This is a genomic window from Bacillus sp. MM2020_4, from assembly GCF_011250555.1.
Classification (GTDB): domain Bacteria; phylum Bacillota; class Bacilli; order Bacillales; family Cytobacillaceae; genus Neobacillus.
Window position 1 is genome coordinate 1 of record NZ_JAANMZ010000048.1, and the last position, 25,437, is coordinate 25,437.

23 protein-coding genes and 3 pseudogenes are annotated in these 25,437 nt (G+C 39.1%); 5 read left to right on the top strand and 21 right to left on the bottom strand.

The window, feature by feature from the left end; all coding sequences use genetic code 11:
• Window positions 1-168: 168 nt before the first annotated feature.
• Window positions 169-513: a hypothetical protein gene (locus G6554_RS21095; RefSeq protein ID WP_166245534.1), complete on the bottom strand. Its 345-nt coding sequence runs from the start codon at window positions 511-513 to the stop codon at window positions 169-171.
• Window positions 514-785: 272 nt separating this feature from the next.
• A complete protein-coding gene (locus tag G6554_RS21100; protein ID WP_166245536.1) occupies window positions 786-1,493 on the bottom strand; it encodes a DNA alkylation repair protein in 708 nt (235 codons plus the stop codon).
• Between the two features lie 759 nt (window positions 1,494-2,252).
• On the opposite strand from G6554_RS21100, the gene G6554_RS21105 reads away from it, so the two are divergent.
• Window positions 2,253-2,528, top strand: a complete 276-nt coding sequence (locus G6554_RS21105) for a CD3324 family protein (protein ID WP_166245537.1) — start codon at window positions 2,253-2,255, stop codon at window positions 2,526-2,528.
• Window positions 2,529-2,660: 132 nt separating this feature from the next.
• Window positions 2,661-3,317, top strand: a complete 657-nt coding sequence (locus G6554_RS21110) for a FusB/FusC family EF-G-binding protein (RefSeq protein WP_166245539.1) — start codon at window positions 2,661-2,663, stop codon at window positions 3,315-3,317.
• Window positions 3,318-3,384: 67 nt separating this feature from the next.
• Here G6554_RS21110 and helD read toward each other — a convergent pair whose 3' ends face one another.
• The 6 genes and pseudogenes from helD to G6554_RS21140 form a co-directional block, all read right to left on the bottom strand.
• Complete coding sequence (helD, locus tag G6554_RS21115) at window positions 3,385-5,697, bottom strand: RNA polymerase recycling motor HelD (RefSeq protein ID WP_166245587.1); 2,313 nt, start codon at window positions 5,695-5,697, stop codon at window positions 3,385-3,387.
• Between the two features lie 280 nt (window positions 5,698-5,977).
• Window positions 5,978-6,112: pseudogene (locus tag G6554_RS25795) on the bottom strand (sulfate ABC transporter permease subunit CysW); the annotation flags it as partial.
• Between the two features lie 286 nt (window positions 6,113-6,398).
• Window positions 6,399-8,014: pseudogene (locus tag G6554_RS21125) on the bottom strand (ABC transporter ATP-binding protein); the annotation flags it as partial.
• Between the two features lie 5 nt (window positions 8,015-8,019).
• Window positions 8,020-8,787, bottom strand: a pseudogene (locus G6554_RS26245) (ABC transporter permease); the annotation flags it as partial.
• Between the two features lie 193 nt (window positions 8,788-8,980).
• On the bottom strand, window positions 8,981-10,183 hold the full coding sequence (locus tag G6554_RS21135; RefSeq protein WP_166245543.1) for a MalY/PatB family protein: 1,203 nt from the start codon (window positions 10,181-10,183) through the stop codon (window positions 8,981-8,983).
• Window positions 10,184-10,298: 115 nt separating this feature from the next.
• Window positions 10,299-11,141, bottom strand: a complete 843-nt coding sequence (locus tag G6554_RS21140; protein ID WP_166245545.1) for an aldo/keto reductase — start codon at window positions 11,139-11,141, stop codon at window positions 10,299-10,301.
• Window positions 11,142-11,336: 195 nt separating this feature from the next.
• On the opposite strand from G6554_RS21140, the gene G6554_RS21145 reads away from it, so the two are divergent.
• Both G6554_RS21145 and G6554_RS21150 read left to right on the top strand, forming a co-directional pair.
• On the top strand, window positions 11,337-12,197 hold the full coding sequence (locus G6554_RS21145; protein WP_166245547.1) for an SPFH domain-containing protein: 861 nt from the start codon (window positions 11,337-11,339) through the stop codon (window positions 12,195-12,197).
• A gap of 13 nt (window positions 12,198-12,210) precedes the next feature.
• Window positions 12,211-12,366 (top strand): type II toxin-antitoxin system antitoxin, encoded by a 156-nt coding sequence (locus G6554_RS21150; RefSeq protein ID WP_007083705.1) that lies wholly within the window; start codon window positions 12,211-12,213, stop codon window positions 12,364-12,366.
• Window positions 12,367-12,466: 100 nt separating this feature from the next.
• Here G6554_RS21150 and G6554_RS21155 read toward each other — a convergent pair whose 3' ends face one another.
• On the bottom strand, window positions 12,467-13,909 hold the full coding sequence (locus tag G6554_RS21155) for a DHA2 family efflux MFS transporter permease subunit (protein ID WP_166245549.1): 1,443 nt from the start codon (window positions 13,907-13,909) through the stop codon (window positions 12,467-12,469).
• 291 nt (window positions 13,910-14,200) lie between these two features.
• Here G6554_RS21155 and G6554_RS21160 point away from each other — a divergent pair, with 291 nt between their 5' ends.
• On the top strand, window positions 14,201-15,178 hold the full coding sequence (locus G6554_RS21160; RefSeq protein ID WP_166245551.1) for a M20/M25/M40 family metallo-hydrolase: 978 nt from the start codon (window positions 14,201-14,203) through the stop codon (window positions 15,176-15,178).
• Window positions 15,179-15,284: 106 nt separating this feature from the next.
• Here the strand turns inward: G6554_RS21160 and G6554_RS21165 are convergent, their stop codons facing one another.
• The 12 genes from G6554_RS21165 to G6554_RS21220 all read right to left on the bottom strand — a co-directional run bounded on the left by G6554_RS21165 (window position 15,285) and on the right by G6554_RS21220 (window position 25,433).
• Entirely contained in the window at window positions 15,285-15,422 is a 138-nt protein-coding gene (locus G6554_RS21165) for a hypothetical protein (RefSeq protein WP_166245553.1), read from the bottom strand.
• Between the two features lie 123 nt (window positions 15,423-15,545).
• Complete coding sequence (locus G6554_RS21170) at window positions 15,546-16,541, bottom strand: hypothetical protein (RefSeq protein WP_166245554.1); 996 nt, start codon at window positions 16,539-16,541, stop codon at window positions 15,546-15,548.
• 181 nt (window positions 16,542-16,722) lie between these two features.
• Complete coding sequence (locus tag G6554_RS21175) at window positions 16,723-17,358, bottom strand: pentapeptide repeat-containing protein (protein ID WP_166245556.1); 636 nt, start codon at window positions 17,356-17,358, stop codon at window positions 16,723-16,725.
• A 151-nt stretch (window positions 17,359-17,509) separates the two neighbouring features.
• The gene (locus tag G6554_RS21180) at window positions 17,510-17,710 is read right to left on the bottom strand and encodes a cold-shock protein (RefSeq protein WP_007083691.1); all 201 of its coding nucleotides are present in this window, start codon (window positions 17,708-17,710) and stop codon (window positions 17,510-17,512) included.
• 186 nt (window positions 17,711-17,896) lie between these two features.
• Window positions 17,897-18,235, bottom strand: a complete 339-nt coding sequence (locus tag G6554_RS21185; protein ID WP_166245558.1) for a hypothetical protein — start codon at window positions 18,233-18,235, stop codon at window positions 17,897-17,899.
• A 164-nt stretch (window positions 18,236-18,399) separates the two neighbouring features.
• The gene (locus tag G6554_RS21190; RefSeq protein WP_166245560.1) at window positions 18,400-19,173 is read right to left on the bottom strand and encodes a DUF2935 domain-containing protein; all 774 of its coding nucleotides are present in this window, start codon (window positions 19,171-19,173) and stop codon (window positions 18,400-18,402) included.
• Window positions 19,174-19,312: 139 nt separating this feature from the next.
• A complete protein-coding gene (locus G6554_RS21195) occupies window positions 19,313-20,020 on the bottom strand; it encodes a response regulator (RefSeq protein WP_207343024.1) in 708 nt (235 codons plus the stop codon).
• Window position 20,021: 1 nt separating this feature from the next.
• The gene (locus tag G6554_RS21200) at window positions 20,022-21,608 is read right to left on the bottom strand and encodes an ATP-binding protein (RefSeq protein ID WP_207343025.1); all 1,587 of its coding nucleotides are present in this window, start codon (window positions 21,606-21,608) and stop codon (window positions 20,022-20,024) included.
• Between the two features lie 70 nt (window positions 21,609-21,678).
• Complete coding sequence (locus tag G6554_RS21205; RefSeq protein ID WP_166245562.1) at window positions 21,679-23,205, bottom strand: tripartite tricarboxylate transporter permease; 1,527 nt, start codon at window positions 23,203-23,205, stop codon at window positions 21,679-21,681.
• 29 nt (window positions 23,206-23,234) lie between these two features.
• A complete protein-coding gene (locus G6554_RS21210; RefSeq protein WP_166245564.1) occupies window positions 23,235-23,687 on the bottom strand; it encodes a tripartite tricarboxylate transporter TctB family protein in 453 nt (150 codons plus the stop codon).
• Window positions 23,688-23,748: 61 nt separating this feature from the next.
• Entirely contained in the window at window positions 23,749-24,777 is a 1,029-nt protein-coding gene (locus G6554_RS21215) for a Bug family tripartite tricarboxylate transporter substrate binding protein (protein ID WP_166245567.1), read from the bottom strand.
• A 197-nt stretch (window positions 24,778-24,974) separates the two neighbouring features.
• Window positions 24,975-25,433 (bottom strand): hypothetical protein, encoded by a 459-nt coding sequence (locus G6554_RS21220; protein WP_166245569.1) that lies wholly within the window; start codon window positions 25,431-25,433, stop codon window positions 24,975-24,977.
• Window positions 25,434-25,437: the final 4 nt, after the last annotated feature.

Sequence of the window (25,437 nt, forward strand, 5' to 3'; positions counted from 1 at the left end):
CATTAGGAAGTAACTAGTTTAGTTGATTTAGGCACTTATTCTTTTATAAAAAATTTTTTACAAGAGGAAACCTTCCATCCAACCCTTGGTAATTATGGTTAAATTGGATAAATTTAACTAGTGCTTCAAAGTTTTATTTTATAGCGTAGGATAACAAATTGCAATAGACTAATAATTTAATTCTTGAGGAATTGGTAATCTCTCTTCCAAATGAGAATTCAGCCAATCTGGAACAGAGTATTGCCTTTTCTTCAGCCGTTCCGCGATGGCATCACGTTTTGGATTTAGTGAAATGTGAAAAATAGACGTTTGATCATCCAATTCAATTTCGTGCAATACCTCTAATACTTGTTCTTTAGAAAAAATTGTGTTTCCGAAAATAAATACTACTTCCATGCCATTTTGTAGTAATACATTGGCAAGATAACCTGTATTCTGCCTAGCTGATTTCCATAGTTCCAAGTAATTGGGTGCTGCAAACAAAGGATCGACAAAGCAATAGGACGTCATCAATTTCGATTCCTGCTACCTTAAAATTAAATCTTTCACCTAACTGTTTTCTTAACCGCAATCTCATCGTGGACTTCCCTACCCCAGAAGGCCCACTGATAAGAACAACTCTTTTTTTCATCCATTTTCCCCTTCCCATCTTTTATCATTGTTGTCTTGCAAAAAGAAGGTCTCCATTCTTAGGAAAAAAGTGGAGGTCTAACGATTCTGTTTTTAAAATCTAGGTAGTAAAGTTCAATCCTACAGTATTTAACGAACTGGTACTAAAAACGAAACTAACACCTTACATATTTACGTTTGAAACCCAGCTTTCCTCTATCTAGCTCCTTTTGAATATTTTCCGAAGCGAGCAGGATGCTGCTTTTTTTCTTATCACGCTTGATTTCGACTGGGCCTACTGCCATTGCGGTTGCAACCGCCTTCTCATGGAGCGGTACATATGAAATCGCGACAGTGTAGATAAAATTGTTCATAGCTGATTTCGTTCGATCAGGAGAATGGTGAATCGTTTTTTCTGCCAATTCGAGCATATTGGCCAACTTAGTTGTGCTAAATTCACTATCCGGGCGATTACCTAAAAGCCAGCAGTAACAGCTCCAGCCTGCCGACATTCTCAGTTCTTCACCACTTGCAATCCATTTATCCGCAACCTCTTGCGCGATATCGGTTTCTGCCAAAGTTACCGCGACCACATAATCGGACAGCATATAAAAATACGCCGCATCGATCCACCGGTCAAAATCCGCCTCCGTCATTGCCATTGGGTCCGCAATAATGCCGGCAAAATACATGGCATCGTAATTTCCTGTGGCGTAAAGCTGCTCGGCTAAAGGCTGGTTTTTCTTGATTTTCTTTGCGATAGGCTTCATTGCGCCTGTAGCCACCCCAAAAAGTGGCTCGTGTGCCCCATTACTTATGTACATCTTTTTCAGTCGTTCCTTGCCGAGCCCTTCCAGTTCCTGCATAACCATATCGAAATCCATCGTTTTGCCCTTCCTTCCTATTGTCCTTTACAAAGACTTGATTTCATTTATTTTACCATACTAACTCTCTATCTTTGTTTCCTAAATAGGATTTAAAATTTACCTGTTTTACATTACCAATTTTTAACTAAAATTCATAAATTTATATAAGGAAATATGATATTATTAAGGAATAGGTTTGTTACATACACTTTTTTAATTATCAATACTTAAAGCATTTTTTTACTACTAGTAAAGGGAGGAATTGTTTAAGTGAACAAAAGGTTGGAAAAATTAATGAAAATTACACCGGTCCTAAGTGTACTTTTTATCTTATTTGGATTGATAATGGGAATATTTAGTGTATCCGATCACAGTGTAAAATTATTGACTTCTTCTTTACTTCTAATTGTCCAGTCCGTATTTTTACTCATCACTGTCAGGATGTTTCATAAAATATGGGGAAAATAAGCAACATGTAAGCATTCTTTTTAAATCCAACTAGGCACTACGGTCCATTTTCATTTATAATGGTGTATATTCTCTTACCAAACTGGTAAGGACAATACCTTAGATTCAGGAGGTGATGAGTCTTGGGAAATCAGTGTAGATTACCAGGGACTCCAGCCACTCATGCAAAGCCACGTATTGGAAAGGCGATACTTTGCATGGGGCGGACATTTTTCTTTTAAAAATCGCCAGTTATGCTTTTATTTCATATCTAATATCCGGCTTTGCACCTTATTGATTTGATCAAAAAAAATAAGGGGCTGGCAACCGATGAAATATGTAAACGCAAGTAACATATTACCTGAAAAGCTACTAGCAGAAATTCAAAAATATGTTCAAGGGGAAACCCTTTATATCCCTAAACCGATAAAAAGCTATCGAAAATGGGGAAGTCGTTCAGGGGCAAGAACGTTCATTGATGAGCGAAATGCTTCCATTAAACATGCATTTTCTATGGGATACGATATCCACCAGTTAGCAGATGAGTATTTCCTATCCATTGAAACCATCAAAAAAATTGTGTACTCGCGAGAAAAAAGCAAATGACTAATAAGAGTCTGACCTAGTCAGGCTTTTTTCTTATGTATCATTTGTTTCTAAGTTATCCTCCACCTATTATTTTAAGGATCATTTCTTTACACTATAAGAGAGTAACGAAAGAAATTGAGGCGAATGATCATGAACGAAAAATTTTTAAAGAATGAGCAATTTAATTTTATAAAAAGGCAAGTGGATTTAATCAAGGATAGTTATCGGAAGAACACCGACCCCACTGTCATTAAGGCTGTCAAGGAACTGGCAAATGCACAAATTCTTGAGCTTTTTCCGGATGCAGCAAGGGAGCAGGTAGAAAAATTAGACCTTTCAAGCTGGAAAACGGATACTGAGTTTGACAACTATCTTCAAGAGTTAGCCAGATACATCATCCCGTTTCCCAACTTGACCGAGCAGCAAGTGAAAAAAATGTTTCCAAAAGCCAAAAAGCTAAAGATGCCTCATTTATCAACAGATGTTTTCGAGAAGATGACCTACCTAAGCTGGTCTGATATCAGCACCAATAAAAAATTCATTATTTACGAGTTAAATGGGGAAATGACAGGGATTGAATGCAAATATTCAATTATAAATAAGGATAATATCTGTTCGTTCTGCAATCGTTTTGGAAAAGTAGCTTTTATTTCAACGATCACCAAAGCCAAAAAGGCAAATAACCCCGACTACTATAAAGCAATTGGGAACTATATTTGTCTAGACAGCGCTGAGTGCAATAAAAAGATAACCAATGCTGCTTATTTGACCACCTTTTTAGAGGAATCACTTCGGAAACATGCTTAGAAAAGAAAAAGAGGTCAGACGCCCGGTGCGCTAACCCGTTAGCACTTCGGGTGTCTAACCCCAGTGGTTAGAGATTGGTTTCAACATGTAAATCAGCTGCATGCTGTAATAAAAAGTCCGATGAGTTCTTTCCGTATAAATACAATCGATGCATCGGTCTTGTCATGGACACGTACAATAATTTGATATCCAGATCCACTTTTGCAAACGGTTCTTCCAAGCATACAATCAAAACGGCATCAAATTCTAATCCTTTCGATAAATATGAAGGGATAATCGCGATGTGTTCCTTCTTCATATCTTCTTTTTCCACCACTAATTGAATCGGAAGTTGACTATTTTTTAGGATGTCATGGACTCTTTGAGATTCTTTGTCCGTTCGTCCAATGATAGCAATGGAGTGAAGCCCTTCCTCTTTTAGTAAGACAAGATCCTGTTCAAGTTGCAACCGGACTTGTTCTAGATTCGTAGGATCGATGGTTATAAGCAACGGTTTGTGACCATGGCGAATAACCGGCTCTACCTTTGGTAAGTCTTGTTCAAGCAGCTGCAAGATGTCATTAGCCAAATTCATAATCTCAACGGTGGTTCGATAGCTCTTTTGTAAGCTTTGATAATTTGCATTAGGGAAGATTTCGGTCAATACCGGTTCCCAGCTATTCAAGCCCCGATAGGAATGTATCCCTTGCGCAAGGTCACCCACAATGGTAAATAAGTCGGTTTCGAAGCCTTCTTTTAATGCGGCAAATTGAAAGTAACTGTAATCCTGTGCTTCATCAATAAAGATACTCCGCATTTTATACTTTTCCTCGATGCCTTCCAATTTTGCCTTCATATAAAATAATGGGGCTAAGTCCTCCAGTTCGTATGCCCCTCTGGCAAAAATCTTCTGACAAAACGAACTCAGGAGTGTACATTGTTGATCCGAAAGAGTAGTAGAATGCTTTTTGATTAATTCCGGTGAAGACATCAATTCCCTGTACAAGGTAAAAATATCTTTCATGACAAGCGGTTCCATATATTTTTTTACCGCAGTCTTTGCCTCTTGCTCCACCTGCTTCAATCTTTCTTCTTTCCTCTCCATCAGCATGACCACTTTTTGCTTCCTTCGTTCCGGATCAAGTCTCTTGCTGTAAAGAACCTGGTCTAAGGCATCATCGTATTTTTTATTTAGTTTTGTAAGCATGATGGATTTCTTCTTTTTCAAATCATCTTCTAATAAGGATTTTAGTTTACTTATCCTTTTATAGATTGGTAAGTATGTATATTCTTTTAAAAATAGTTTTTTTAGCTTTTGCCCTTTCAATAGAATGGATTTCTCTACCCTAAAATCCTCTATAGGTGCAAGATTTACTTCGATGGCCTTTAGGTAATTATCCATTACTGCCTTAAATTCGAGTGATCCCTTAAAGCTAGAGACCCATTGGAGCGATTTTGTATTTCCTTTTCTCTCAAGAAGCTTTATTAATTTCGAATTGGGAGAAAATAGCTTTATCTTCTGACCTAAGCAACTTTTCATGAAATCGACATAGGTGGTTTGGTTAATTTTGTTGACGCCGAGTTCCGGTAAAACAGCTGATATATAATCGATAAACAATCGGTTGGGAGCGAGAATCATTAATTTTTCTGGAGGGAATCTGATCCCGAAGGAATAGAGAAAGTAGGATATTCTATGGAGTGCGATGGTTGTTTTCCCGCTTCCGGCGGCTCCTTGAACGATAATGGGGTGCTTCAATGATGCCCGGATCACTTCATTTTGCTCATTTTGAATAGTTGCAACGATTTCTGTCAATCGATTGTCTGCTTTACCTGACAGCGATTTCTGCAACAGTTCATCATGTGTTGTCAAATCGATATCCCTGATATCTTTTAATAATCCATCGACGATTTCATACTGCCTCTTTAATGCCAGGTAACCAGTTTGTGTCTCCCCATAGGCTTCATATGACACCTCTCCCAGCCGACCATCATAGTAAACATTGGCAATCGGCGACCGCCAATCCACGATAATAGGTTCCTGGGACACACGGTCAAACAAGGATACCTTGCCAATGTACAAAACTTCTTCCTTATTCGTACTATCACTCGTAAAATCGATTCTTGAAAAATACGGTTTCCCAATCACGCTTTCAAGTCTTTTCAGCTCGCTTTCAGCTAATTCAAGAAATCTTGCATTCGCGAGGAGATCCGTGTAGCTCGTACTACTATCCTGAGGGTCCAAATCAGCCAATGATTGTTTCATATTTTCAAGGAAAAATTCTCTATTCCCTTTAGAAATCTCTAAAACGGTACGGATATATTCCTTAGTAAACTCTAATCGTTCCACTTCTGTTTGATAGTCTTTATGGTCACGGACAGATACTTGATCTTTTGCACTCATCCTATTCACATCTCACCTCTCTGGGTCATATTGACAGTATGGATACTCAGATTAAACTAAATCTTTTATACAAGTCAAGTTTTACTGAGTGAAGAATGGGAAAGAGCTTACTCCGGAGAGTTAGCTCAACTACCCTTATATACACTATCACATGTACCAGCTTTTGGCTCAACCTAACAATGATTTTTATATTGACCTGATTGCGGTTGACTGGATTAATTGTATCAAGTGCTTTGAAAGCTCCAAATGATTTAGAGATGTTTTGTATTTGAATGCTCATCTAGGATTCTCCTTTTTCAGGAATGAATGATCTTTTTGCCTTCCACTCAATCATATTTTTCACCACTAATGTCATGATTGCGAAAAGCGACATTACGGAAGCCACTGCAAACGCTGCAGAGAACTGATATTCATGTTTTCCAGCCGCTTGCACCTAGGGTTAAGGATGCCTCCTCATCGGACGTTTACTAATCGGAAGGATCATCATAATTAGCCCCCTTTTTTTAAATAAAAAAGGCTTATACCCAGTAAATGAGTATTAGCCTTTGGTTATCCAATCGGCTTTTACTTTGTTCTAAACTTTCTGGAAATTATTTAAGTTATTATCACTTTATTCTGAGTTTTCCTATGTGTCATGTGTGTTTTGAATTTTCTTTCCTTCTATTTTTCTCAAAGTACGTGGTCATCCCGGTTTGCTTATTTTATATATTAAACTGACTTTCATACAATTGATAATAAAAGGACTTTTTCTGCAACAATTCCTGATGCGTACCTGTTTCGATGATTTCTCCGTGATCGATAACTAAAATTCGGTCGGCGTTTTCAATCGTTTTTAAACGGTGGGCAATGACAATGCTCGTTCGTCCCCTTGTTAATCGATTCAGCCCTTTTTGGATTTCAATTTCCGTTCTTGTATCAATACTAGATGTTGCTTCATCCAAAATTAAAAGATCTGAATCAGCTAAAATAGCTCTGGCTATCGCGAGCAATTGACGTTGCCCTTGACTTAAGTTGGAACCCCCGGACTTAATGCTCGTTTGATATTGCTTAGGCAGATGCTTAATATATCCATGCGCGGAAGCCAGTTTGGCTGCAGCAATGACATCCTCATCCGTGGCGTTCAAACGCCCATACCGAATATTTTCCATGATGGTTCCGGAAAATAGAAAGGTATCCTGAAGGACAATTCCGATTTTTTTCCGTAATGCACTAGTTTTATAATCCTTACTATTTCGTCCATCTATTTTAATTTCACCAGAATGAATGTCATAAAACCTCATTAATAGATTGATAACCGTTGTTTTACCAGAACCTGTTGGGCCAACTAAAGCGATTTTTTCGCCTGCACTTGCTTTAAAGTTAATATTTTTTAATAGGGGCGTTCCACCCTCATAGCTAAAGTGAACATTCGAGAATTCCACATCGCCTTCAAAGGCATCCACCATGATCGCATCGGCCTTACCTTCCAAATCAGGCGTTTCATCCATAATTTCAAACACTCGCTCCGCACCGGCAATCGCGGATTGAATCATATTCAATAAACTGGATAACTGATTGATGGGCCGGAAAAATTGGCGTGAAGCGTAACAAATGCGGCAATGATACCAACAGTTGCCAATCCATGTACCGTCATTATCGCACCAACTCCAATGACGAGAGACAATCCTAGATTGTTAATCCCATTATTCGTCGGTCCAAGAAAACCGGATACGGTATCAGCTGCCATCGCTGAATGACGCAATCTTTCATTTACACCTGAAAATTTCGTCATAACCTTTTCTTCCTTCCCAAAGAGTGTTATCACTTCATTTCCTGAAATGGATTCCTCTATAAACCCATTCAATTCTCCCAAATCTTTCTGTCTTTTGATAAAATTACTGCTGCTATAGGTGATCATCTTCTTAGTGGTAATGATCATCACAGGAATAATCAGGAGCGTTACAAGAGCAAGCAGCCAATTAAGAGAAAACATAGCGATGGTAACACCCGAAACCATGATAATCGAAGAAAAAATTTGAATGACGCTTTGGCTAAGTGCATTATTCAAGCTCTCAATATCATTCGTTACTCGGCTCATTAAGTCCCCATGGGAATGTTTATCGAAAAAACGTAAGGATAAGGACTGAAACTTATCAAATAAATCCTGACGTACCATTCGGATGGTTTGAATAGCTACTCGAACCATTAAAAATGTTTGCAGCCAGGTAAATACAGAGCTAGCAGTATAAACAAGGGCTAATACTATCAATAATTGGAGTGTGCCCGCCATATTCTTTGGGAGAATGTATTCATCAATAATGAACCCAATCAAATAAGGGACTCGGCAACAACACCCATATTTACAACGAAGAACATGATTGGCATCAGTGTCAAAATAACTTGTTCTGCAGATTGATTCCGTTTCGTTAACGAATCATTTACAGTTTTGAAATTTATCTTTTCAAATTCTTGATGGTTAAATGCTTTAATTACCCGAATTCCTGCCAATGTTTCCTGAAGTTTGGTATTCACCTGGTCCATTGCTTTTTGCACATGTACAAACAAGTTGCCGGATTTAACCGAGAAGTAATAAATCAAAATGATTAAGATCGGAATGACCACTAGCAATACTGGAAACAATTCACGTGCGGTCATCCAGACGATGACAACCGAACCGATAAACAACAGCGGTCCACGTACAAATACACGCAATATCATCAGTAAAGACTGTTGAAGGGCTGTAATATCGTTCGTTACAATGGTCATTAATTTTCCGCTTCCGAAAGCATCCCTATTTTCATTGGAGAATTGCTCTGTCTTTCGAAACACATCATGACGAATGTCTGTCGCAAAATTCACCGCTGCTTTCGTACTGTACACGGTACAGCCAGCCCCGCCCAGAAAACCGATGACAGCGGTCACGAGCATGAGAAGTCCCATCGTAACTACATATGTATTATTATTTTGAGCAATTCCCACATCAATGATATGCTGCATGATGGTTGGCTGCAGCAAATCCATTGCGACTTCGATACACATCAAGAGCGGTCCCAAAATCGCAAATAGGCGATATGGTTTTATATAACGAAGAAATTTCCATAAAGATTTCATGCTTTCCCCCTCTCCTTACCTGTCGACACTTTTCAATCATTCAGTCACTTTCTTTTAAAAGGGAGTAAACAAACCAAGCGCTCTGTCCATTCTGTCTAAAAATCTTCTTACAAAGAGAGCTTAGGAATTTCCTGAGCTCTCTCCTTACTCGAATATAGAAAACCGACTTTTTTTCCCAAAGTTTGTATCTTATTTACCCTTGTCGACTAGCACTATCTTCAAATTCTCTTGCCATTCTCTCAAATGCTTCCTTTATAATCGGTCTAGGAGATGGGATGCAAATTCTCTGATACGTTGATCCCTCTTCTCCAAACATACTTCCATCTTCGAGGATGACATTCGCTTTGTTATAAATTCGATCATGAACTTCTTCAGGAGACAGGCCATACCCACTAAAGTCCAGCCACATGACGTATGTCCCTTCAGGAATTCTTCCTTTTACTTCGGGCATTTTTTCTGCCAAGAAATTTACTACCCATTCCATGGTGCCGTCAATGTATTCTTTTAGTTGGTCCAGCCAATCTTCCCCCTCATTGTAGACTGCTATAAGGGCAGAAATCGCGAATGGGGATGCTAATTGAAAGCCCATTGTGTTAGTGAATAGATTTCTTAGTTCTAAATTTGGAATGATTACGTTTGTGCAATGAAGTCCAGCAACATTAAACGTTTTGTTGATTGCTGTACAGGTTACAATATTTTTTGCATCGTTTGCGACTTTTGCGATTGGAATAAATGTTTGATTACGTCTAACTAAATCCCCGTGAATTTCATCGGCAATGATCATCACATTATTTTTTTCGCAAATTTCGGATAACCTTCGAAGTTCTTCTCTAGTAAAGACTCTTCCTGTTGGGTTATGTGGGTTACATATGATGAACATTTTCGTATTATCGTCTTTTGCCTTCCTTTCAAAATCCTCAAAATCGATGGAATAATACCCTTCTCCATCACATTTCAGAGCGTTATTCACGACTTGCCTTCCGTTACCCTCGATGACTGATGTAAAGGGTGGATAAACTGGCCGTTGAATCATGATTCCATCACCTGGATTTGTAAATGCTCGCACCGCCATATTCAAAGCATGAACAGTACCTGGGCTGTAAACAATTTCTTCTTTCTTGATATCCCATTCATGTCTCTTGTTAAACCAATGTTGAATGGCTTCAAAATACTCATCCGGAAATATGGAGTAACCAAAAATTTTATGATTCACTGTTTTATGCAAAGCATCTATTAATGGCTGGGGGACGGGTAAGTCCATATCGGCTGTAAATAACGGTAAAGTATCTTCATCATATCGATCCGTCATGCCCATTTCTTTAATTAATTTTCCACCATCCCATTTTAATGAATGGGTTCCCCTGCGGTTGACAATCTCATCAAAATTATATTTCACCTGAAAATCCACCTTTCATTTTTTCCCATACATTCAATTTACCCTTTCCTTGCAGAAAAAGCACATCACATATCTATTATCGTGGTGTGCTTCTAGATTGTCTATTTGTTATGGGTTAAAATTCTTCATATGTAGCAGGATCTTGATTGTTAATTCTGCCATCTGGGCGGGTTAAGTCTGAAATTATCCTCATTTCTGCATCATCTAGGGAGAAGTCAAAAATGGAAATATTCTCAAGTTGTCGTGCAGGTGAGGCAGATTTCGGAATGGCAATGGCCCCCAATTGATAATGCCAACGTAAAATAACTTGGGAAATGGTCTTGTTGTGATGGTTGGCGATTGTTAGAAACGGATCAATATTTATGTCCTTCAATCCTCGGGTAAATGGGCTCCACGATTCTGTTGCTATTGTTTTTTCTTCATGCCATTTTCGTTGTTCCGCTTGATTGAAAAATGGATGTAATTCGATTTGGTTCATGCTAGGTTTCACGCCCGTTTCCTTTTCTAACCGCTCCAAATGTTCAGGCAAGAAATTACAAACACCAATCGAACGGATAAGGCCTTCTTTTTTAGCATCAATTAAGGCTTGCCATGCTTCCACATATTGCTCCTGTTTAGGGTTTGGCCAATGAATCAGATAAAAATCATAATAATCAAGATTGGCACGATATAACGATTCTTGGATGGTCGTAACCGCTTTGTCATACGCTTGATAGCGACCAGGTAATTTAGAGGTAATTCTTAATTCTTCTCTTGGAACAGAACTCCGTCTAACGGCTTCCCCAACCGTTCCTTCATTTTCATAATTATAAGCAGAATCGATGAGTCGATAGCCGATATCAATGGCACTTAGGATGGAATTGACTCCTTTATTCCCCTTCAGTTTATAGGTACCCAAACCGATTACCGGTATACTCATCCCATCATTTAGGATTATTTCAGGAATTAATTTTCCCATACAAATCACTCCTCCCTGTACTATCAAAAGATTAGCATAATTTCGAATTAATTTCATTGATGGTGATTTTTGTGAAATGATTTCCTGATACACAAATTGGTAAACCATTTACTATTTTACTTTTTTTAGCATTTCTATTATGATATAAATATGATATCACTTTTATATCATTTTTTAAAATAAGGGGGAGAACCAGTGAGTGAGAAATCGATTTTTAAAATGAATGGTTTTGCAGCATTGATCATTGCGCTTTTGTGTGTTGGTTTTGGAATCTTTTTAATCGTTACCGGGTCAGTTACTGAAAAAATTACTGGAGGCGTAGTCATTTTCTTAGGATTGATTATTGCCACAAGCTTAACGATTGTTCAGCCGAACGAGGCAAAAGTATTAACGTTCTTTGGGACCTATCTCGGTGTCATCCGCGATCAAGGATTATGGGCCACCATTCCTTTTACGTTCAAACGAAGCGTTTCCTTACGGGTGACCAATTTTAACAGCGAAAAGCTAAAAGTAAATGATTTAGAAGGAAATCCCATTCAGATTGCAGCCGTTGTTGTGTATAAAGTAAGGGATGCGGCAAAGGCCATGTATGATGTTGAAAACTATGAAAAGTTCATTCAAATTCAAAGCGAAACCGGTATTCGTCATATTGCCAGCAGATACGCGTATGATTCGTTCGATCATGATGCTGTAAACACCTTCACCCTTCGCCAAAATAGTGATGAAGTGGCAGATGTGCTAATGTCTGATTTACAAAAAAGACTGGATGTTGCCGGGGTGGATGTCATTGAAGCACGGATCATGCATCTTGCCTACTCGTCGGAAATCGCTTCTGCCATGCTGCAAAGACAACAAGCACAGGCAGTTTTATCTGCGCGTAAGGTGATTGTCGACGGTGCCGTTGGACTCGTAAAAGCTGCGATTGACCAGCTGGCTGAACAAGAAATTGTCGAGCTTGATGAGGAAAAAAAGGCGCAGATGGTCAATAATCTTATGGTCGCCATCGTTTCCGAAAAAGGAACGCAGCCCATTATTAATACAGGAAGCATATATTAAGGTTGTGTCGTAAATGACGAAAAGAAAATCATTTCCGCTTCGCATTGATCCCAAATTATATGAAGTGTTGGAAAAATGGGCGGAAGATGAAATAAGAAGTGTGAACGCCCAAATTGAAGTCATCTTAAAAGAGGCTGCCAAAAAAGCCGGACGATTAAAAAAAGAATAAATAAAAAATCGTCCTCATGAGTGGTTCATGAGGACGATTTTCAATCCTGTCATTTTAATCCAAAATATGAGGGTATTTCTACCCCTTTTTTATGTTGGACTTATTCTTGAAGTTTTACAGCCCCATTTGGTTGTCTTTTTCCATCCGCCTCTTCTTCGATCTGGCGGTTATTCTTAAGGAAAAAGGACAGAATCAATCCTACTAAGGAAAGAATGGACACGACCATAAAAGCGATATTCGCTCCGTGGATATCCGGATAGGATATATCAGGGCGCTGTTTCGCCGCTTCCGCTGTTGTCGTCATTACGGTAACAAGTATAGCGGTCCCTACCGAAGCGGCAATCATTTTCATCGTATTATCCATAGCAGCCCCATGCGGAATTAACCGTTTTGGCAACTGGTTCAAGGCAGCTGTTGCCACCGGCATCATGACCATTGAAAGACCAAACATTCGTATTCCGTAAAGGACGGTAATGTAGGTCATTGAGGTCGAAGGACTTAAGGATGTATAGGCGAACGAGGCCGCAGTCATGATGGTTAAGCCTATCATCACGAGCCAGCGCGCGCCGATTTTATCAAAGATTCTCCCCACAATCGGTGCCATGACCCCGCTAATTAGTGCACCAGGTAATAATGCAAGACCCGCCTCAAATGCGGAAAATCCCCTCATCCGCTGCATAAACAGCGGGATTATTGTTTCCGCTCCAATTAGGCCCATAAAACCGATCATTCCAATGATAATCGCGAACGGGAAAATGGTGTACGAAAACACTCGGAATTCCAACATCGGATGTTTCAGTCGTAACTGACGGAAAATAAATATCAGTAAGGATATACTGCCAATCGCAAGAGATAGAAGGGTTACGGCATGCGTCCAACCAAAATTTCCCGCAGAGGTAAATCCGTAAAGAAGCCCGCCAAAACCGAATGAAGATAACAGGATGGATAGGATATCCACTTTGGGATTGGCAACCTCGGTGACATTTTTCAAGAAACGATAGGCGACAATGATGTCGATGAGAGCAATTGGCAAAATGATAAAAAATAACACTCGCCATGAAAAATGGGAGATCATCCATCCGGATAAAGCAGGCCCGATGGCGGGGGCAAAGGAAATGACAAGCCCGACGAGTCCCATTGCGGCCCCCCGTTTATTAACCGGGAAAATCAGCAAAAATACAGTGGTCATGAGTGGCAGCATCACCCCTGCCCCGATCGACTGAATGACTCTTCCTAAAAGAAGAAATCCAAAATTTGGTGCAATCCCGCCAACAACGGTTCCGACTGCAAAAATACTCATGGCCGTAATAAATAATTGCCTTGTGGTAAATCGTTCTAATAAAAAGGCACTGATGGGGATCATTATTCCATTCACCAGCATGAAGATGGTCGTTAGCCATTGTGCACTATTTGCGGTAATTTTCATTTCTTCCATGATCGGCGGTATGGCCGTAATCATTAGTGTTTGATTTAAAATGGCAATAAATGTTCCTGCCAATAAAAGTCCCACAATCATTGAATGCTTATTTTCTGTTCTATCCATTTATCCAACTCCCCCGCTAACCTATAAAAAAATATACTGTTACAGATTACCTTGTTTTCCTTTTATACACCAATTAAATGCTTAAGAAAGTTTGGAGGGCACGAATCTTTAAACAAGTTTGCATGCATATAAAAGTCTAAATTCCTCTAACCCTTTATGGGCGATGGCGATGGCTACCAAACCTAAATAGTATGGAAATTTGTCTTCTTTTGCTATCCTTTGTCAAAGCTATTGTTTCTTTAAAAAGAATCTATTAATCTTATAAAAAATAGAAAGTGAGGAGTCGGAGGAATGAAGAAGAAAATAACAATATCCTTTATCGCTTTGGTGTTTAGCCTTTTGACAATTGTTGGGGGTGCTTCAGCCCAAACGGTAACCTACAAACCATCACTTGTACATAAAAACGGAGCAATGGCATACGAACATATGAAGTACCTAGCGTATGAAATAGGTCCACGGGTTGCTGGGTCAGTTAATGAGCGAAAAGCCGCGGAATATATTGAAAGTCAATTTGCACGCATCGGATTTGAGACGTCTGTACAGGATTTTGCCTATACAAGACGCGGTGCCACAACCGAGTCTTCAAACGTTATCGCCTATAAACCCGGGAAATCTAGTAAGCAGATCATCGTGGGCGCCCATTATGATTCTGTTGCAGCCGGACGCGGTGTTGATGATAATGCCTCTGGTGTAGGCGTACTTTTGGAAGTTGCCGAGGTCTTGAAAAATATCCCTACTCCATACTCTATTGTCTTTATTGCATTTGGTGCTGAAGAAGCCGGACTACGGGGATCAAATTTTTATGCAGCCAATATGTCGCAAAAAGAAATTGAAAATACCATTGGTATGATTAATATGGATAGTCTTGCAGTCGGTGACAATATGTATGTTTATGGAAGCGCCGGAGATGCTGGCTTCATTCGCGACCAAGCATTAGAAATCGTGAAGAAGAAAAAGTTAAATGTCGGAACCAATCCAGGGTTGAATCCTGATTATCCGGCAGGAACCACAGGTGACTGGAGCGATCATGCACCATTTGAAAGTCTTGGAATTCCTTACGGTTATTTAGAGGCAACCAACTGGGAAATTGGCGCCCTTGATGGCTACGACCAAACGGTTAAACACGGCGGTGTTTGGCATACGGGAAATGATACACTTGAGTTTATCGACTCGGAATATCCTGGTCGAATCCAAGAACATCTCTCGACTTTTAGTACATTGCTCACCGATTTATTGAAGTTTATGAATAAGACTAGTACCTCCAAATAAAAACTGCAAACTAACAGGGCTGACTCAACCTAATTGAGCCAGCCTTTTCCTTTCATTAAGAAACCATCTTTCTATGTATGAGTACAAAAAAGATAGTTTTTTCCTTTTATTTCATTTTAATAGGGGTGACGACAGAAAATAAACTTTCAGTTGGATCCGAAACATTCATTTCAATTATTTTAAATCCATCCTCTACCTCTTTGAACTCGATTTTGCTTGTTGGTATCATTTGATTGTCCTTCATCGTTCGTTCCTCCTTAACATTTATCACACAGAAGTTACTATATGATGGATTCTCAAAAATGTGTCTTTTTTTTAAAAAATAAACCATTTATTTTGATTTAGGCTTAAGCGTGGAAATCAATTTTTACGCAAACCGATAATAAATCAATAAAAAAGCCGCTAGCACGAAAATGAAATTTAAGAACACAAAAATGAATTGATCAAGTTTCGTTTTATGCATTTTAATGGGCGGGTTGTAAAATGAAACCCCTTCGATTATGAAAATGATTAAGACGATATGAATCATGAAATGGCCAATGACCTCTGTCATTCCAAATAACATTGTAGTCGAAATAAATATACCTGTTACAACGAACCCTAGCACTCTATTTAAAATCCCTACCACTAATAAATAGCCAACAACAAATTCGATAAATGCCGCCATTACGACAAACAATCCTGGTTCGAAACCAAATGTCGGTACGTGGTGGTTTGCGACAATGTCTAATGCCATACCAGGGTATACCCATTTTTCTACGGCTACCCAACTTAATGATAAACCGGTACCTAAATAAAGGAACGGGAATCCAACTTTTTCAAGCTTTGTATTCCCTACTAATAAAACACCAATAATGGCTACGTAAAATCCGTAGTCTAACATATAGAAAATTCCATGATGAAAGGTTACGTAAATAAATAATCCTAAAAGAATAGAAGCACCGATTTTTGTTGAAATATGATGTGGTATGAATAAAAAGCCGATGGTCATCCACGTTAATATAATAGCGATCGTATTTTCAATATGGAACTCTGGAGCAAATAACGTTCCATTGATAATTTGAATCGTCAGAGCAACAGCTGTCCCGTATTTTAGCAGGTATCGTGAATATTTCCTTAAACTAGAAAGACGATCCTCCCACTTTTTCACAGGCCCCCATTCCGCCATTTTTGGAATAAACAATGTTAATGAAGCTAGTACAAACGCAGCAAAAAGTGCTAGGAATATAAACATTGGTGATAATATATGTTCAATTGTCTCCTTATGTGGCGCAACCTCTGTAAACCATTTTACGTGCGCTTCAGAAAAAACTGGTGTCATTATAAGCCCAAATAATAGTAGAACTTGAAATATCCTTTTCAATCTAAATCCCCCTCGCATATAAACAACATGACTATAGTGTTAATATACAGGAACATTTAGTGTTAAAACCGATCTATTCGTGAACATTATGTGAAAAATTTCACATAAATTGATTGGAAGAACCTCGTAGCTTTTTTAATAGAAGATACGAGGAATTTACTAGTTTGAAAAAAAATGATCCTTAGTCTTTAATAACCAATCCCATTAATGCTGCAAATTGGATGGCTTGTAAAGATGATACCTTGCACCCTTTTAAATCTTCAATCGCCACAATCAGGGATTCAAATGTAGACGTACTGATATCGATTCCTTTTAGTGATGTTTGGTCAAAGTTTGCCCCTTCTAAATTACAACCCAGAAATTCAACGTTTTTAAGTTTGCAATCAAAAAAATCGCTGCTTTTTAAGGCAGTGGTGTTGAACTTTACTTTTTCTACCTTTGAATTTCCAAACGTCGCCAAATTTAACACAGAATCCTCAAATTGAACATTCCCGAATCGTGTTTCGGAAAAATCGACACCTAAACATTTACTATTTTTAAATACCACACGGTGAATGGAAGATTTGCTTAAATTAACATTGGAAAAATCACAGTTTTCAAACCATACATCCGTAATATCACTGTTTTTAAAATCAGTATGATTGAACCGACAATTCTTAATTACCATATTCGTTAATCGCACTCTACCAACCACTTCATTTTCAAAAACAGAATCGATTACCTGACACATTTCAAATTCTGGATCCTCTTCATAAAAAATATCTTGGAAATTCCGTGTAGGCAATACAGCGGAGATTTTAGGTGAATCAATCTTCATACGTTACCTCTTTCTTTACAAAATTTTATCGAATACACTTATTGTACAGATTAAGGTAGAATAAATCAGCCCTTATTTCATATCCAAGAAATTAATAAATAAAACAAAAAAAGGACTCTACAAGAGAGTCCCTTTTATCTATTGATTCATATTATGCTTTGCGAACATTAGTAGCTTGGGGTCCACGTTGACCTTGTTCTACTTCAAATGTAACAGCTTGACCTTCGTCTAAAGATTTGAAACCTTCGCTTTGGATAGCTGAGAAGTGTACGAATACATCGTCTCCTGCTTCGCGTTCGATGAATCCGAAACCTTTTTCTGCGTTAAACCATTTTACTTTACCTTGTTCCATTGTTGTTTCCTCCTCGTGTGCTTTGCACACATTGTGTTACTATCCTTGCTCAGTTCTTCAAGACGAAAGTTTTACACTTCATAATCAAACTGACTAACAAAAATAATTCTTCTTTACTATAACAGAGAATCATCCATAATGCAAATAGAGGTTTAAATTTAATTTGGGGAATCCTTTTGGAGAGACTTAGTTGTTTTTTAACTTGTAAATTTCCCTAGAATGTTCAGAAATCATTTGGTCATAAAATTCGAGATCATGTTTGGTCGCCATTGAATTTTTGATTTCCTTTACATCTTCTGCGATTGTGTCTACCTTTGTTTCTACAGAATCTATTCTTTCGTTTGTTTCGGAAATCTTTACATTCGTGGCTGCTACAGTATTGATTAAATGATGTAATAAATCCCCTTGTTTTTTAAGTTCAGCCGGAAAACTTTGTTCCAAACTAGTGATTCTTTCATCCATAGAGCTTACCTTGTGATCCAAGGTGTCAAGTTTGTCCAATATCTTCTGAAGTATTTTTTCCACTTTTCTCACCTCCTACCTAGATTGCTTTTAGTATAGCAGGTTTATGTAGATATTTGTCGATGGATCAAAAATTATTGATCTTTGTATATTTGAAAGAACAAAAAAAGCATTTAACCCTACAAAGGTAAATGCTCCTTAAATATTATATAAGTATGGTGACTATATTAAGTGATAACCCCATCCTCTAAATTTCTCCATAAGTGATGGGCTTCCCTAGCAATATGTTCTAACAAATCTGGAGGAGAGGTCGTCGCGATTGCACATCTTTTGATTAGGTCATCTACTTCCAATTTAAATGCTTCGAGACTCTTCGCCTCTTTAATAATCGTTTGCCTGAATTGATCCAAAACTGGCAGCATTCCATTGCGCGGTTTTCGTATCATGGTTTTTAATGCAGTTGCCTGCATTAATAGCCGCTCAAATTTTTGCATCATATTTGTAACCTGAAAGTTCACTTCATAATTTGATACATCTGAATAATGACGTATATAACCTAAATGATCAGCCATTTGTCTTAACCAAAATACTGTTTCATGGATGACTGCATCTGTTGGTGATACTTGAGCGCCACTTTGAATTAATTTGTAGACCTTTTGGGACTCTTCAGATTCCCGCACCATATGGTCGAGAAGTGATACTGGTGTTGAAATAATCACCTCACAATGGAGAGATTTATCCATGGTATAGGCAAGTAAACTATGAAATTCCCGCGAAGCATGTGTTGCTTCATCGAGCAATAGCCCAAGATCCCCCGTTTTCGACTGGGCTTTTTGCCATACCGCTCCTAAACGCTGAATATTATTCTGGTTTGCACGGGCTAGTTCTATTTCATAATGGCTTATTTCCCTATCGAAAAATCGCCCATGGTCATAATCATTCCGCAGCCAAAACGCAATGATCCCATAGGCATCCCTTTCATAGTTATCCGTATAACCCATATCCCCACCCCTTATTTAGAAGGACTCATCCAATGAATTATATTCGTATTGTTCAGAATTTATGTTGGACTTTCCCCATCACAAAAAATAAAAAAGCTGCCAGAAATGAAAGATTGGGTAGCTGTTTACTTGTTAATTGTTAATTCGATACGATATAAACCCGCTCGGGACGGCCTACGGTACCGTACGCGAGGTCTGCTGCTATTTTTTCCTCGGCTACAAGATGTTCCAAATAGCGTCTTGCAGTTGTTCGGCTGATGCCAATCTCATGGGCGACTAATTCGGCCGTTAGACCGCGACCCCCCTTACCTAATACCTCAAGTACCTTATCCAAGGTAAGAGGATCAATCCCCTTTGGCAGATATGACTTTTCATTCACTCCCGCATCCATTTCCTTTCGCAGCAGCTTATCCACCTGTTGCTGGGTGACATGGAGATTCTCTTCTTCAAGTTGAACCAGCTTTCTATGGAAATCCTTAAATCGAAGTAAGGATTGCTTAAAGCGCTCAAACACAACCGGTTTAATGATATAATCAAACACCCCTATTCGAATGGCTTCTTGGACCTTATGAATCTCTTTTGTGGCCGTAATCATAATCACATTCAGTTGTTTCGATTGCTGCTTTGTTTCTTTTAATAAGTCAAGTCCATTCATATCCGGGAAAAATACGTCAAGCAAGAGCAAGTCCGGCTGCATGATGTCAATTAACGTTTTAGCCTCGACATAACTAGCCGCAATACCGACTGTTTGAAAACCTTCGATTTGTTCAAGAAAACGCCTTTGGATTTCCGCAACCCGTAAGTCATCCTCTACAATTAACACTTCAATCATTTGGTTCTCGTTCATTCTAATCCCCCCTGCTCTTTGGTATCGCCACTGTGAAAATGGTCCCTTCTCCTCCAACCGTAGAAAACGTGATTGTTCCTCTTAATTCGTTAATCGCACTATGAACTAAACTTAGCCCGATTCCGGCATTGCTGCTTGTATTTTTAGTTGAATATCCTTGTTTAAATAGTAAATCTTTACTAGGTTCTTCTATTCCTTTTCCGTTATCTTCTACTTCAATAATTAAGTCCCTACCGAGATCTGTTAAAAAAAGAGTAACCCATTTTTCTTGCCTTTCATTCTCTCGAACTGCTTCAAATGCATTATTAACAAGGTTACCAATAACGGTGATTAACAAGTCCCTATTGATGTCTGCAGGGACATCTGTAAAGCTGCTTTCCCTGTCGACTGAAAAATGAATTTTTAATTCACTAGCTAAACTTACTTTTCCTAAGATAAATGCAGCAATAAATGGGTCTGGTACCTCATTCATTAAAAATTGAATGAATCCTTGGGCAACATCTACTTCCTTAGAGATAAAATCAATCGCTTCTTTGTAGGATCCAAGCTGTATCAAGCCTAGCAACGTATACAGCCGATTGGAATATTCGTGGGTTTGGGCCCGCAGACCCTCTGCGTATGTTTTAATATGGGATAATTCCTTTAGCAGATTGGAAAGCTCAGACTTATTCCGAAAGCTTGCGACAGCCCCTATTACTTCTTTCTTATTATTAAAAATAGGAATACGATTGGCTAAATACACTTCCCCTAAAATCAAAATTTCCTGATCATATTCGGCTTGGCCGGTTCGAACCACCTCAAGAAGGTGTGTATTTTCTAGCACTTCTTCGATTCTTTTTCCGCGGAGTAGGGAATGCAACGGTTCCTTTAAAATAGTATGTGCTGTTTCATTCACCACCGTAATCCGCCCGTTTGTATCAATTGCAATGATCCCTTCATGAATAGACTCAAGAATCGCATGCTTCTCTTGGTACATCCAAGCAATTTCCTGTGGTTCAAGACCAAAAATGGCCCTTTTAATATTCAGTGAAATTAATAGCGCGGCGAGTAGCCCGCCAAGTAAAATAATCATCGTAGCTACAAATATCTTTTGCTGTAAGTTTGATACTTCTTTTGCTATATCCGTTTGGAGGTATCCGACAGAAACAACACCCATAACCTTTTCCCCGCCGAAAATCGGCGCTTTCCCCCTTAGCGAAGGCCCCAATGTCCCTGTCGACTCTGAGATTACTGATTGCCCTTTAAAGACAAGACCATTATCTCCCCCAACCATTTTCTGGCCTAAGCGCTTGGGATTCGGGTGCGAGTACCGGATTTCGTTCCTGTTTCCAATGACAATAAATTCAGCTCCGACCTGCCTGCGAATTTTTTCTGCAATTGGCTGAATAGTAGCAGAGGGATTCTCTTTTTCGAATGCAGTTTGAATCTCTGGCATATTAGAAATCGACTGCGCAACTGAGAGGGCTTTCGAACCGATTTCATGTTTCAGGTTGGTTTCCATAATATTTTTAAAAGTAAATTCAATTATCGTTCCGAGAACGATGATGAGAATGGAGATTCCAAGCATAAGTTTCGTATGTAAGCGCATTTATACACCTCTACCTCTATCATAATAAAAAAAACTCCTTTAAAAAAGGAATTTTTTAAAATTTCTGAATCTACCCTTCTACATTAATGATAATGTCCTTTCCGCGTTTTTTCATTAGAAATGGAATGACCAGCCATAGAAAAGTAATGATCAGAAAGACTAATGAAAGCGGGCGAGTGAAAAATACACTATAATCCCCATTTGAAATCGTCAATGCCCTTCTTAGATTATTCTCAATCATTGGCCCCAAGACAAGTCCAAGAACGAGTGGGGCAATTGGGTAATCATGTTTACTGAAAAAATAGCCAAGGATACCGCAAGCAAGTAATAGCAAAAGATCATTAACGGATACTTGGACTGCATAAACACCAAAGATGGAGATGGCGATAATCATCGGAATCAAATACTTTTTTGGCGTTTGAATGATTTTCGCAAATACTTTTACAAGTGGGAGATTCAAGATTAATAGCATAATGTTACCGATAAACATACTCGCAATTAAACCCCATGCAACCTGTGGATGGTCTTCAAATAATAATGGACCTGGCTGGACATTGTACATCATTAGGGCTCCCATAAGGATTGCTGTTGTACCTGAACCCGGTATACCCAATGTTAATAAGGGAATCATGGCACCACCGGATGCGGCATTATTGGCGGATTCCGGTGCAGCGACGCCTGCAATGGCCCCTGTTCCAAATTTCTCAGGATTTTTAGAAACCTTTTTTTCAAGAATATAAGAAAAGAAGGAGGCAAGCGTTGCCCCTGCACCAGGCAAAATCCCTATAAAGAATCCCAGGATGGAACCACGGGCAATGGGGCCGGCCGATTCTTTTAACTCTTGTTTAGATGGAAGTAAATTATTGATGCGTGCGATCTCAACTTCTTCCTCTTCTTTTTCTAAAATAGTCTTAAATACTTCACCCAGCGCAAACAACCCAACCGCAATCGTTAAAAACTCAATTCCTTGAAAAAGCCATGGAACATCGAAAGTAAATCTCGCAATACCAGAAACGCTATCGATCCCAATTGTCCCAAGTAATAAGCCGGAAACTGTCATCATTAACGCCTTTGTCACCGACTTTCCCGCTAATCCGCTGACAGCCCCTAACCCCAACAGCATTAACGAAAAATATTCGGCAGGGCCAAATTTAAGGGCTACCTCTGATAATGGCTTTGCTAAGGCAATCAAAGCGATGAGCGTCACAATCCCAGCAACAAACGAGCCAATCGCCGCAATGGACAAAGCGCTGCCTGCCCTTCCTTTCTTGGCCATCTGGTAACCATCCAATGTTGTCACTACTGACGAGGATTCCCCAGGTGTATTTAATAGAATCGATGTTGTCGAACCGCCATACATCGCTCCATAATAAACCCCTGCAAGAAGAATAATGGCACTTGTTGCCGCTTGTTCCGGTGGCAGCCCACCAGTAATCGATGCCGTAACAGGAATAAGTAACGCTACCCCGCTCATAGGCCCAATCCCCGGCAAAACTCCGACAGCCGTTCCTATTAACACGCCTACAAAGGCGAAAAGAAGATTATACCAAATGAGTGCTGTTCCAAATCCGTGAATTAAATAATCAAATGTACTCATGTCATTTTCCTCCTTTCTTCAGTTGATGATTAAAACCAAATCGCCCAGCCGGGAAGTGTACCTTTCAACACCTCTACGAATAAAAAATAAACAATTCCTGAAAAACATGCGGCGATGATGAGAGATGAAATCCACTTCGACCGTTCCATTGTTTGAAAGCAAACAAATAAAAACAAGAAGGTTGTAATAACATATCCGACTGATTCCAAAGTTAAGATATAGACTAACGTCACAACTCCGATAATTAAGAAGGGTTTATATTGTAATGGTTGTTTCTCACCCTTTTCGCTGCTTCCAGTAAATGTTTCATAAAACAAACGGATACTTAATAAAACTAGAAAAATACCCAGTACGAATGGAAAGATATCAGGTCCAACCACACTTCCATATGATGTGCTAGATAATTGCTTGCTCCCGATAATAAATAGCACCCCTACCGCCAGAAACGCTACAGATGCAATACGATCGAATGTAAAACTCACTCGTATTTCCCCCCTTAGAAAAGATTGGGGAAGGAGAAAGTAAACTCCTTCCCTCACTTTTTTACTTTTGCATGCCTAACGCTTTTAATAATTGCTGAACTTGTTGATCTTGTTCTTCTAGAAACTTTTTGAAATCAGAACTGTTTTTATATTCCATTTCCCAGCCTTGTGTCTCTACTTCCTTCTTCCACTCAGGGGTATTCACAAGTTTATCAATTGATTTCTCCCAAAACGATTTTGCTTCTTTGGACATTTTTTCAGGGCCAAACACTCCGCGCCAAATCGTAAATTCAGCGTCAATACCTTGTTCTTTCGCCGTTGGAACGTCTTTAAAGTCACCAGCTAAACGCTCCGTTGCTGTTACTGCTAACACCCGAACCTTTCCGGCCTTTAAAAATTCTTTCACACTTGATGCATCGGTACCAATGACATCGGCATTGCCGCCAAGTAGGGCTGTAATGGCTTCCCCGCCGCCATCATAGGAAACATATTTAATTTTTGTCGGATCGACGCCATATTTATATGCTGGAAGAATTGAAATTAAGTGGTCCATTGAACCCGGTGCCGAACCTCCTGCAAAGGTTAGTTTAGTCGGATCTTTCTTGACTTCCTCTAAGACTGATTTAAGATCTTTAAAAGGTGAATCTGTTTTAACCACAATAGCACCAAAATCTTTTGTTAACTGCGCTAATGGTGTTGTGTTTTTATAACCGTATGGACTGTTTCCTTCTTTTTTCAGATTGTTAATGATAATAGGCGGCGAACTAACAAAAAGCATATCGTTATTTGCAGCTTGCTGTGTTGCGTATTCTGCCATGAACACGGCACCGCCGCCACCCGGCTTATTCTCAACTGTTAATGGCTGTGAAACAAGCTTTGTTTCACTTAGCACTTTTGTAAAGGAGCGTGCCGTTAAATCCCAGCCCCCTCCTGCACCCGATGGAGCGACAACTGAAATCGCCTTCGTAGGATAGCCTGTACCTTCTTCCTTCTTTGCTGGGCTAGCAGTTTCATTACTGCTGCATGCCCCTAAGCATAATGCCAAAGCACCTGCACACATTAATGCTGAAATTCTATTAATCGAAAACATATTATTTCCCCCTTGTAACCGTTTTCTTAATTTTACAAAAATTTTAATAAAATCATAGTTTATACATTTAAACAGCATTAAAAACGTATTACTCATTTTGTTCATATTGTTCAGCATTAAAATCCACAAAATAACAAAAAGCGATTTCCGCTTAGGAAACCGCTTGGTGAGAAATACATTTACTACTAGATGCTTCACTATTTTACTTTTGCAACTCCCAAGGCAAAATGACTCCATAGAATGTTCTCCACTACATCTGCTTGGTGCTCTTGGCAATCGATGATAAGAATAACCTCCGACTGCTTCCCTTTTAATAGCCTTTGTTTCTTTTTTATAACCACTTCAGTAAACAATCTAATAGCAAATCCAATAACAAATCCAATAAATGCACCGATCAGCCCCCAGTATATGGGACCCCAAGATAGTTTAAAACCGATGCTTGCACCAATAACCGATAAAGCTGTGGCAAGGGCCATGCCAATATCTATAAGCGATGTACCATCAGATCGGTGCAATGTATCAAAAACCTTCCGTTCCTCTTGACGATTATCAAGTGGGACTGCAAAAATAGCTTCCTGTGTTAGGCCGTTTTTTTCTAATGTGGAAATCGCCAACTCTAGACTTGTATGATTTTCAAAAGTGGAAAATAGCTGCATGTCA

What these genes read in the sequence shown, in the direction of transcription:
- G6554_RS21100 (WP_166245536.1), bottom strand. Translation starts at nt 1,493, where the DNA reads ATGGATTTCGATATGGTTATGCAGGAACTGGAAGGGCTCGGCAAGGAA.
- G6554_RS21105 (WP_166245537.1), top strand. Translation starts at nt 2,253, where the DNA reads ATGAAATATGTAAACGCAAGTAACATATTACCTGAAAAGCTACTAGCA.
- G6554_RS21110 (WP_166245539.1), top strand. Translation starts at nt 2,661, where the DNA reads ATGAACGAAAAATTTTTAAAGAATGAGCAATTTAATTTTATAAAAAGG.
- helD (WP_166245587.1), bottom strand. Translation starts at nt 5,697, where the DNA reads ATGAGTGCAAAAGATCAAGTATCTGTCCGTGACCATAAAGACTATCAA.
- G6554_RS21140 (WP_166245545.1), bottom strand. Translation starts at nt 11,141, where the DNA reads ATGGGAAAATTAATTCCTGAAATAATCCTAAATGATGGGATGAGTATA.
- G6554_RS21150 (WP_007083705.1), top strand. Translation starts at nt 12,211, where the DNA reads ATGACGAAAAGAAAATCATTTCCGCTTCGCATTGATCCCAAATTATAT.
- G6554_RS21155 (WP_166245549.1), bottom strand. Translation starts at nt 13,909, where the DNA reads ATGGATAGAACAGAAAATAAGCATTCAATGATTGTGGGACTTTTATTG.
- G6554_RS21160 (WP_166245551.1), top strand. Translation starts at nt 14,201, where the DNA reads ATGAAGAAGAAAATAACAATATCCTTTATCGCTTTGGTGTTTAGCCTT.
- G6554_RS21165 (WP_166245553.1), bottom strand. Translation starts at nt 15,422, where the DNA reads ATGAAGGACAATCAAATGATACCAACAAGCAAAATCGAGTTCAAAGAG.
- G6554_RS21175 (WP_166245556.1), bottom strand. Translation starts at nt 17,358, where the DNA reads ATGAAGATTGATTCACCTAAAATCTCCGCTGTATTGCCTACACGGAAT.
- G6554_RS21180 (WP_007083691.1), bottom strand. Translation starts at nt 17,710, where the DNA reads ATGGAACAAGGTAAAGTAAAATGGTTTAACGCAGAAAAAGGTTTCGGA.
- G6554_RS21190 (WP_166245560.1), bottom strand. Translation starts at nt 19,173, where the DNA reads ATGGGTTATACGGATAACTATGAAAGGGATGCCTATGGGATCATTGCG.
- G6554_RS21195 (WP_207343024.1), bottom strand. Translation starts at nt 20,020, where the DNA reads ATGAACGAGAACCAAATGATTGAAGTGTTAATTGTAGAGGATGACTTA.
- G6554_RS21200 (WP_207343025.1), bottom strand. Translation starts at nt 21,608, where the DNA reads ATGCGCTTACATACGAAACTTATGCTTGGAATCTCCATTCTCATCATC.
- G6554_RS21205 (WP_166245562.1), bottom strand. Translation starts at nt 23,205, where the DNA reads ATGAGTACATTTGATTATTTAATTCACGGATTTGGAACAGCACTCATT.
- G6554_RS21215 (WP_166245567.1), bottom strand. Translation starts at nt 24,777, where the DNA reads ATGTTTTCGATTAATAGAATTTCAGCATTAATGTGTGCAGGTGCTTTG.
- G6554_RS21220 (WP_166245569.1), bottom strand. Translation starts at nt 25,433, where the DNA reads ATGCAGCTATTTTCCACTTTTGAAAATCATACAAGTCTAGAGTTGGCG.